Below are 8,807 nucleotides of genomic sequence, written 5' to 3'. Positions count from 1 at the left end.
TGCGCCTGGATGGCGGTGGTGCCCTCGTACAGCGAGTCGATCTTGGCGTCGCGGATGTACTGCTCGATCGGGTAGTCCTGCAGGAAGCCGGAGCCACCGAAGGTCTGCAGCGAGTCGGTCAGGTACTGGTAGGCCCGCTCCGAGCCGACACCCTTGACGATCGGCAGCAGCAGGTCGTTGACGCGCGTTGCAAGGGCCGCGTCGACGCCGGAAATATGCTGTGCCACTGCGGAATCTCGGTGCGCGGCGGTGAACAGATAGAGGGCTCGAAGACCCTCCGCGTACGCCTTCTGCATGGCCAGCGAGCGACGCACTTCGGGATGCGCGATGATCGGTACACGCGCCGCGGTCGGGTCGGCCATGCACGACATGTCGGGTCCTTGAATTCGCGCTCTCGCGTAGTCGAGCGCGTTCAAGTAGCCGGAGGACAAGGTGGCGGCGGCCTTCGTGCCCACCATCATTCGCGCCATCTCGATCACTCGGAACATCTGCGCGATGCCGTCATGAACCTCGCCGACCAGCCAACCTTTGGCGGGAACTCCATGAGCCCCGAAGGTCAATTCGCAAGTAGCCGAGACCTTCAATCCCATCTTGCGTTCGACCTGCGTCACGAATACCCCGTTCCGCGTCAGCGGTTCACCGGTATCCGGATCGAAGAGATATTTCGGCACGAAGAACAGCGAGAGCTCTTTCGTGCCCGGGCCGGCGCCCTCGGACCGAGCGAGCACCAGATGCATGATGTTCTCGAACAGGTCGCCGGAATCTCCCGAGGTGATGAACCGCTTGACGCCCTCGAGATGCCAGGAACCATCCTGCTGCGCAACGGCATTGGTGCGGCCGGCACCCACATCGGACCCGGCGTCCGGTTCGGTAAGCACCATGGTCGCGCCCCAGCCACGCTCGACGGCGAAACGCGCCCAGTCCCGCTGCCGCGGTGTACCGATGTCGAAGAGGATGTCGGCGAACTGCGCACCGGCCATGACATAGAAGTAGGCGGCCGGTTGGGCGCCCAGGATCAGCTCCGACAGTGCCCACCGAAGCACCGCCGGAACCGGAGTACCGCCCAATTCGGTTGCCAGGCCCAGTCTTTCCCAGCCGCCTGCCAGCAGCGCATGGCAGGATCGCTGGAACGATTCCGGCAGTGTCACCGAGTGCGTGTCCGGATGGAAGACCGGCGGGTTACGGTCGGCGTCGGCGAACGATTCGCCCAGCGGGCCTTCGGCCAGCCTCCGCACCTCGGCGATCATCTCCCGCATGGTCGCGGTGTCGAGATCGTGCGAGCCATTGGACCCGAGTACCGCGCCCACGTCGAGTACCTCGAACAACACGAACTCGAGATCACGGACGTTGCTCTTGTAATGGCCCATCCGCGGCTACCGCGCCCGCAGCGGGGCGACCCGATCCTCGCCGAGTCGAGCCCGCAGCCCCTGGTCGGTGACGCCGAGGCCGGCCCGCGGTGCTTGACACAGCACGCCCACCTTGCCGATATGCGTATTGCTCTGAATGGCGCGCGCGGCCTCGCCGACCTGGTCGAGTCCATAGACCGCGGACAGCATTGGCGCGATCCGGCCACGCTGCAGGAGGCGATTCACCTGCCACTGTTCATACAGGTTGGCGCCGTGGCTGCCGATGATCCGTTTCATTCGCATCCACAGGTAGCGGTTGTCGAAATTGTGTGCGTATCCAGTGCTCGATCCGCAGGTCACCACGGTTCCGCCGCGGGCGGCCACGAAGACGGAGATACCGAAGGTGTCGCGGCCGACGTGTTCGAAGACGATCTGAGGGTCCTCGCCGACCTCCTGCCGGATCAGCTTGCCCAGGCGCCGCCCGGCCTGGACGGTGACCGCCGGATCAGCGGAGATCTCACCGATTTCACGGCGGTCGATCACCACTTCACAACCGAGTTTCCGTGCGGCCTCGGCCTTTTCATCGGAACTCACGACACCGACCGGGATACCGCCGCCGTTCTTCACGAATTGCACCGCGTACCCGCCGAGACCACCTGTCGCGCCCCAGATCAGGACAACATCGCCCTGTCGCATGTTCGCGCCATGTTGGCCGATCAGCATCCGGTAGGCGGTGCCGGCACACAGCGGATTGCACGCCGCTTCCTCCCAGCTCAGATGGGCGGCCTTCGGCAGCAGCTGACTGGCTCGTGCGACGGCATAGTTCGCGAGCCCGCCGAAGTTGGTCTCGAATCCCCAGGCTCGCTGCTCCGCACCCATCATGCCGTCGTGATGGGTGAGTGGTTCCTGATCGTCGACGTGCGCGGTGGCGACGACCACAGGATCGCCCACCTTCCAGTTCCGCACACCCGCTCCAACTCGGACGATGACACCGGAAGCGTCGGATCCGAGCACGTGATAGGGCTGGTCGTGCCGGGTGGCCCAACCACCCTGGTTGCCGTATTGGCGCAGGAAGTTGAAGGTCGGTAGCGGCTCGAAGATGGCCGACCACACGGTGTTGTAGTTCATGGCGGAGGCCATGACGGCGATAAGCACTTCGTCAGGGGCGAGTTCGGGCATCGGAACCGCACCGACCCGGATCGATTTGCGCACATCCTTGTCCTCGACTCCCGAGAACATGTCGATGTCTTCCACACGTACGTGGGCCGCGGTGTATTCGTCGGGAATCGGGGTGCGCTCGAGGACTTCGGGGGCGGCCCCGGACACCACGGCCTCGGATAGTTCGTCCATTGTCATCCTCTTTCGTGCCGGGCAATCACCCGGCGGCAGTCACTATTTCGATCAATACGCCGCCGCATTCATGTGGATGCAGAAAAGTGGCGCGTGATCCCATCGATGCTGGGCGCGGCGGCCGGAACAGAACGTTCATGCGCTTGTCCCCCACGGCCGCCGACACGGCGTCGACGTCCGGGCAACCGAGGGCAAGATGGTGAAGTCCCGGACCGTGGCTGCGCAGAAACTTCCCTACCGGGGAATCCAGGCGAGTCGGCGCGAGCAACTGGATATAGCTCGACTGTCCGTCGTCGGTGCCGTTGAGGCGCAGCATGGCCTCGACGACGCCTTGCTCTTCGTTCCGCTCCTGGTGGAAAACCTCGAGCCCCAACGTATTCCGATAGAAGAGAATCGATTGCTCGAGATCCGCGCACGCGATTCCTACATGGTCGAGTCTGGTGAACATACGGTCCTTCTCCAGTAATTCGGCACAGTCACTTGGTCATGGAGTCGGCCGCGAGTACCGCCTTGATCACACGTCCCTCGCGGACCGCGGCCATGGCATCGGGATATTGCGCGAGCGGGAAGGAGGTGACGAGTCCGGCCAAGTCGAATCGGGTCGCCAGGGCAGGCAGCAAACGGACGTATTCGAGCAGATGCGCGCCGGAGAAGGCCCATGAACCGATCACATCGAGCTGTTGGCGAACGATGTGATGGGGGTTGATCACCGTGGTTCCGGCGTCGGTATATTGCCCGACAATCAGATACGAGCCACCGCGCCGGGCCAATCCGATACCTTGCTGGATCGCGGCCGGGACACCGGTGCACTCGATCACCAGGTCGGCACCTCCGGCAGGCAGAAGATCACGCACATCCCGCAGACCGGACTCGGCGTCCCGATCGACGACGTTCACGTGAAGGTCTCCGATTCCACTGCGTTTCGCCTGCTCCAGGCGCGTACTCGGCCCACCGGCCAGCACCACGAGCGCCGCCCCCGACAGCTGGGCCAGGGCGGCGGCGGCGAGCCCGACCGGTCCACTGCCCTGGACGACGACCGTCTCGCCCACCCGCACCGGCCGCCGCTCGAACAGCGCGTGCACCATGGTGGGTCCCGCGCAGGCGAAGGACATGGCGGCCAGATCGTCGATGCCTGCCGGAACCTTCACGACGGTCGTGCCCGGATGCAAGACAATACGGTCGGCCCAGGCGCCGGCCAGTGGAACCACCTCTGAGACAGGCCGGTTGACGCCGTAGGTCCGACGACGTTCGCACAGTGTCGGCTCGCGATAGCGGAGGCACGGTTCGCAGGTGCCACAGGAGATGGACGACGCCCACATGACGCGATCGCCGACGGTCAACGGGGCCCCGAGCGCGTCCACGTGCCCTCCCGCCCCGAGTTCGGCGATTGTTCCCAGTCCTTCGTGCCCGAGTACGAGCGGCGTGGGTATCGCGAGATGGCCCTGCTGCAGATGCAGGTCGGTGCCACAGACGCCGCCGTAACCGCAGTCGATCACGAGTTGGCCGGGATCTGGTACGGGGCAGTCGAATTCGCGCAAGGTCGGTTGCATCCCGAATTCTTCGAGGACGACCGCGCGGGCTTTCACCGGGCACCGTCCAAGACGAGCGGGGCGTGCTCGAAGTTCGCCTCCGGCGACCTCAGAGGTGCCGGCTCGTCGTTCACGAGATACGCCGGACGTGGTTGGGCCGTACGTGGCAGGTTCGAACATCGGTTGAAGGTCGCGATCAGCAGACGGCGCGGCGTCGGCGACATATTGGGCGCCGACCCGTGGACGACTTCCGGAGAGAACAGCACCAGCGAGCCCGCCGGCGCCCGCACGCTGCGCATTCCGCATTCGTCGACGAGCGATGCGATGTGCCCTGGCCGCAGCGCGATGTCCTCCGGGTCGAGGTGCATTTCGGACACGGGCGAATCATCGCGGGTGCCACGCAGATTGCCACGCCGGTGCGAGCCCGGGACGAAGATCAGCGGGCCATTGAACTCCGTAGCCTCGTCCAGCAGCAAGGCGACGTTGACCAGGTGCGGATCGGGCAGTTCGTCGGCGATCTTCCACGCCGCGTAGTCCTGATGCCAAGACACCCTGACCTTGCCGAACGCCGGTTTGACATTGATCTTGAATTGGTACAGGTAGACGTCTCCGGCTAGGAGCGTCTGGGCCGGGTGCAGCACTCGCGGTGTTCGAATGAAATCCGCGAACTCCGCTTCACGCCGATACGATGCGTACAGCGCGGACAGTTCCCCGGTATCCTCCACAATCCGGTGCGGGCCGTCGGTTTCGGAATCACGGGCCAGAGCCGCGAGAAGCGCATCCCGCTCACCCGTATCGAATACCGACTCCAGGACCAGGTAACCGTCCTGCTCGTACCGATCGATCTGTTCATCAGTCAGTTGCATTGCATATTGCCCTTACGTCGAATCAATGAACGGCGCAACGAACCCGGACCGGAAGCGACGTCAGGCCCCGGGTTATGGAGCTCGACTGCCACCGCAACTCCGTCGGCTCCACGGCGAGCGAGATGTCCGAGAAATGGGACAGTAGCTCCGACAAGGCGATTTTCGCTTCGGATCGCGCGAGGGCGGCCCCGACGCAACGATGAATCCCGTATCCGAAGGCGAGATGCCGATTGTCCAGCCGATGTGGATCCATTTCCGTCGGCCGCTCGAAATAGCCCGGATCCCGGTTCGCGGTGGCGAGTGATACCACGACGACCTGCCCGGCGGGAATCACTGTGCCGCCGAGCCGGAGCGGAGCCGTGGTGAAGCGCGGCGGTGAGATATTGCCGGAACTTTCGAACCGCAATTGCTCTTCGATGAATTCCGGAACGATATCCGGATTCGCCCGCAGCTCCTCCATTAGATCCGGGCGGAGCAATAGTGTCAAGACGGTATTTCCGATCAGCGCGGCGGTCGTTTCCTGCCCGCCCAGCAGAATGGCGTTGATCATGGCCACCAGCTCACGCTTGTCGAGTCGGTCGCCTTGCTCGTCCGGAGCCATCAGCTCGGAAAGGAAATCGGTGGCGCCCTGCCCGTCACGCCTTTCCATGAGTCCGTGCACATAATTCTCGAAATTTGCGGCCGCAGCGTACTTGTCGGCCGTATCGGCCGCAGAGATCTGTGTCTGCAACCAACTCTGGAACAAGGTGCGATCCGCCGCGTCTATTCCGATCAGCTCGCATATTACGGTCACGGTGTAGGGGTAGGCGTAGGAACCGAGCAAATCGATATCGCTCTGCCCGGCAGTAAGGCGAAGCAGCGTGCGGGCAATCTCGGCGATTCGCGGCGTGAAGTCGCGAATCGCGTTTCCGGACAATGCTTTAGCTGCGATCTTACGCAACCGGGTGTGCCGGGGCGGGTCGGAGTAGACCAGATTGTCATTGATGGGCGGGTCCAGACGGAGCGGAATGTTCGCGCTGCCCTGAGCCGTCGCGCCTGCCGGGCCGTAGAGGTCCTTGCTGACCGTGGGGTCGGTGAGCACCTGCTTGGCCAATTCGTAGCTGGTCACCAACCATGCTCGAAGACCGTTGGGCAGTTCCACCCGATGCACCGGCCCACTCTTTACCAGTTCCCGGTAGGTGGCATGCGGATTTTGATAGAAGTCCGCGGTCAAGCGCAGGAGGGTTTGTTCGGTCATTTCGGTCCTAGGGTTTTGTGTTTGGGCACCGATAGCGCCTCCGCCAATCCGGACCAGCACAAGGCAAGCTCGCGGGCGAACCTGGATACCAGTTCCGAACAATGCGGAGGCACGCTCGAATACAATCTCTCCCATTCCCGCTGGTCCAGCCGCTGCGCGCCGAGCAATCGGAGGAATGCTCTACCTGATTCGGTCAGGCGCAGCGAGGGATCACGCTGTAACGCCCGTAACGTCTCGTCGAGCATCTGATAGCGCTCGAGGGACAGGTGAACACTCTTCGGTACAGGCCGGGCGCGGTTCGGCACCGGGTCCTCTCCCCGATCCATGCGCGAGCGAACATCACGAACTGTGGCCGGGGATATTCCGGCTTCTCTCGCGATCTCGCGCAACGAGGCATCCGGCTTCGCTGCTATCAATCGACTCGCGTGCAGTCGGCCGGCCGCACTGCTGACCGGACGGGCCTTCCCGTCCCGGCCGATGCGAGTATCACCGCCCGGCATCGGCACTATCGCCGTCCGCCGAATGGCAGCAATCGTCTTGTACGATAGCCCGGTCAGTTCCGCGAGGATGCGATCCGACCAATTGGGATGCATCTCCAGAAGACGTTTGGCGGCGATCCGGCGATCACTGGTAGATAGCGGCAATCCGTGTCCGACATTCGCGCGAACCGCGACGGCGAAGGCCTCCGACTCGGTACCTTCGAAGAAAATCACCTGAATCTCGGCTGCACCGCGACTCTCGGTTGCCCGCAACCGATGCATTCCATCTATCACGCGCATCGAGGCTCGATGCACGATAATTGGCGGCAATTTTGTATCCAGTTCCGCCAGTGCGGCGATATGCGCCGAGTCTTCGCCCGCCGTTCGAGGCGAATCGGCGTTCATCAATAGTTTGGTTGATATCCACACGGGCGCACTGGTGACCATTCTGTCGATCTGCGCGACAAAACTCTCCCCTAGGACCGAGTTGTCCAACTTCACTGGGATTCGACAGTCGACATTATCCATCCCTATCAGTTCACTCCCGTCTCTGCGGTGTTTTCCGGACGCCGGAATGCCAGCGTTCCGAGCAAAGTGAGTGCGCCCATGACCGCCGCGACGGCGAACGCCGCGGTAATGCCGTGGACGAGCATCCGCTCCGGTGAACCGGACGCGTTCCGGCCGGCCGCCCCGAACACGGTCACCAGTGCCGCCAGCCCCACAGCCGAGCCCGTCTGCTGCAGCGTCTGCAAGGTCCCGCCCGCCATCCCGGCCAGCTGTGGCGGCACATTCGCCATGATGATCACGCTCAGGGGCATCAGAGCCAGTCCGGTGCCACAGCCCATGAGCGCTGCCACCGCGAATATCGTCGGGAAATACGGTGTATCAGTGGATAATTGGGTGGGCAGCGCGAGCCCGGCCACCAGGAAGAGAGAGCCGGCCATCGTCACCGCCCGTGGCCCGAACCGCTGCAGGGCGCGGGGTATCACCCGGATCAGGGCGAACATCAGCACGGCGGTCGGCAGAAAGGCCAAACCCGTTGCCAGCGGACCCATTCCACGCACGTCCTGCATGTAGAGGGTGAGGAAGAAGAACATCGACATGCTGCCCATGTAGCCGACGAACACATTCATGTAGGCGGCGGCGCGGTTGCGGTCGGCGAACAGTGCCAGCGGCAACAGGGGCTGGTCGGCGCGGCGCTCGACGAAGAGGAAGGCGATGACCACGACCGCACCGCCGATCAGGGCGGTCAGGGTGATCCCATCATCCCAACCTTGTGCGGCAGCGCGGATGAAGCCGTAGACCACCGCCGCCACCCCGGCGGTCGCCGTGATCGCCCCGGGGATGTCCAATCGGCCGGGCTGCCGCGGTATCCGGGGCAACCAGCGCAGAGCCACCAAGGCACCGGTGCCGAGCGGCACATTGATGAACAGCACCGATCGCCACGTCAGCCACTGAGTGAGGAGGCCGCCCACCAGTAGGCCGATGGCGAAACCGGCTCCGGCCATGCCCGAATAGAGAGCCAGTGCGCGCATGCGGGCCTGTGGATCGGTGAAGAGCGCGGTCAGCAATGCCAGTGCGTTGGGTCCGGCCATGGCCGCGCCGATGCCTTGAGCCACACGGGCGGCAATCAGCCATCCAGCCATCGGAGCCAGTCCGCCCAGCAGCGAAGCCAGGGTGAACACGGCGATGCCCGCCATGAATATCCGGCGGCGACCGAACAGGTCCCCGGCGCGGCCACCGAGCAACAGCAAACCGCCGAAGACCAGGGTGTAGGCGTCCATCACCCAGGACAGCCCGGTGGCGCTGAAATGAAGATCCGACCGTATCCGCGGCAACGCGACGTTCATCACGGTGACATCGAGGATGATCATCAGCTGGCAAGCCAGCAGTGCGGCCAGGACGACACCGGTCCGATCGGTTCGAGGATGCTGATCAATCGAATGTTCCGGCGACGCGGCAGTATTGGACAAGGGTCACTCCGAAGGTGCTACGGGACA

The 8,807-nt window shown here is 63.8% G+C and carries 8 protein-coding genes; all 8 read right to left on the bottom strand.

The genetic code is table 11. The annotated features are described in order from the left end of the window. Window positions 1–1,367 (bottom strand): acyl-CoA dehydrogenase family protein (locus ABZ909_RS40695; protein ID WP_357011248.1); only part of this gene is annotated, 1,367 nt, incomplete at its 3' end. A 6-nt stretch (window positions 1,368–1,373) separates the two neighbouring features. Next, entirely contained in the window at window positions 1,374–2,696 is a 1,323-nt protein-coding gene (gene ccrA / locus ABZ909_RS40690) for a crotonyl-CoA carboxylase/reductase (protein ID WP_357011246.1), read from the bottom strand. A 25-nt stretch (window positions 2,697–2,721) separates the two neighbouring features. Next, a complete protein-coding gene (gene mce, locus ABZ909_RS40685; protein WP_357011245.1) occupies window positions 2,722–3,144 on the bottom strand; it encodes a methylmalonyl-CoA epimerase in 423 nt (140 codons plus the stop codon). Window positions 3,145–3,172: 28 nt separating this feature from the next. Then, a complete protein-coding gene (locus ABZ909_RS40680) occupies window positions 3,173–4,246 on the bottom strand; it encodes a zinc-binding dehydrogenase (protein ID WP_357011244.1) in 1,074 nt (357 codons plus the stop codon). Between the two features lie 32 nt (window positions 4,247–4,278). Beyond that, on the bottom strand, window positions 4,279–5,091 hold the full coding sequence (locus ABZ909_RS40675; protein ID WP_357011242.1) for a phytanoyl-CoA dioxygenase family protein: 813 nt from the start codon (window positions 5,089–5,091) through the stop codon (window positions 4,279–4,281). A 22-nt stretch (window positions 5,092–5,113) separates the two neighbouring features. Next, window positions 5,114–6,328 (bottom strand): cytochrome P450, encoded by a 1,215-nt coding sequence (locus tag ABZ909_RS40670; RefSeq protein WP_357011240.1) that lies wholly within the window; start codon window positions 6,326–6,328, stop codon window positions 5,114–5,116. After that, the gene (locus ABZ909_RS40665; RefSeq protein ID WP_357011238.1) at window positions 6,325–7,335 is read right to left on the bottom strand and encodes a ParB N-terminal domain-containing protein; all 1,011 of its coding nucleotides are present in this window, start codon (window positions 7,333–7,335) and stop codon (window positions 6,325–6,327) included. The genes ABZ909_RS40670 and ABZ909_RS40665 overlap by 4 nt, the downstream gene beginning before the upstream one ends. A 5-nt stretch (window positions 7,336–7,340) precedes the next feature. After that, window positions 7,341–8,780 (bottom strand): MFS transporter, encoded by a 1,440-nt coding sequence (locus tag ABZ909_RS40660; RefSeq protein WP_357011236.1) that lies wholly within the window; start codon window positions 8,778–8,780, stop codon window positions 7,341–7,343. Between the last annotated feature and the right edge of the window lie 27 nt (window positions 8,781–8,807).

The sequence above is a fragment of the Nocardia sp. NPDC046763 genome (assembly GCF_040645495.1).
GTDB lineage: Bacteria > Actinomycetota > Actinomycetes > Mycobacteriales > Mycobacteriaceae > Nocardia.
Note: the sequence above shows the minus strand (reverse complement) of the source record. Positions and strands in the feature narration are given on the sequence as shown.

What these genes read in the sequence shown, in the direction of transcription:
- ccrA (WP_357011246.1), bottom strand. Translation starts at nt 2,696, where the DNA reads ATGGACGAACTATCCGAGGCCGTGGTGTCCGGGGCCGCCCCCGAAGTC.
- mce (WP_357011245.1), bottom strand. Translation starts at nt 3,144, where the DNA reads ATGTTCACCAGACTCGACCATGTAGGAATCGCGTGCGCGGATCTCGAG.
- ABZ909_RS40680 (WP_357011244.1), bottom strand. Translation starts at nt 4,246, where the DNA reads ATGCAACCGACCTTGCGCGAATTCGACTGCCCCGTACCAGATCCCGGC.
- ABZ909_RS40675 (WP_357011242.1), bottom strand. Translation starts at nt 5,091, where the DNA reads ATGCAACTGACTGATGAACAGATCGATCGGTACGAGCAGGACGGTTAC.
- ABZ909_RS40670 (WP_357011240.1), bottom strand. Translation starts at nt 6,328, where the DNA reads ATGACCGAACAAACCCTCCTGCGCTTGACCGCGGACTTCTATCAAAAT.
- ABZ909_RS40665 (WP_357011238.1), bottom strand. Translation starts at nt 7,335, where the DNA reads ATGGATAATGTCGACTGTCGAATCCCAGTGAAGTTGGACAACTCGGTC.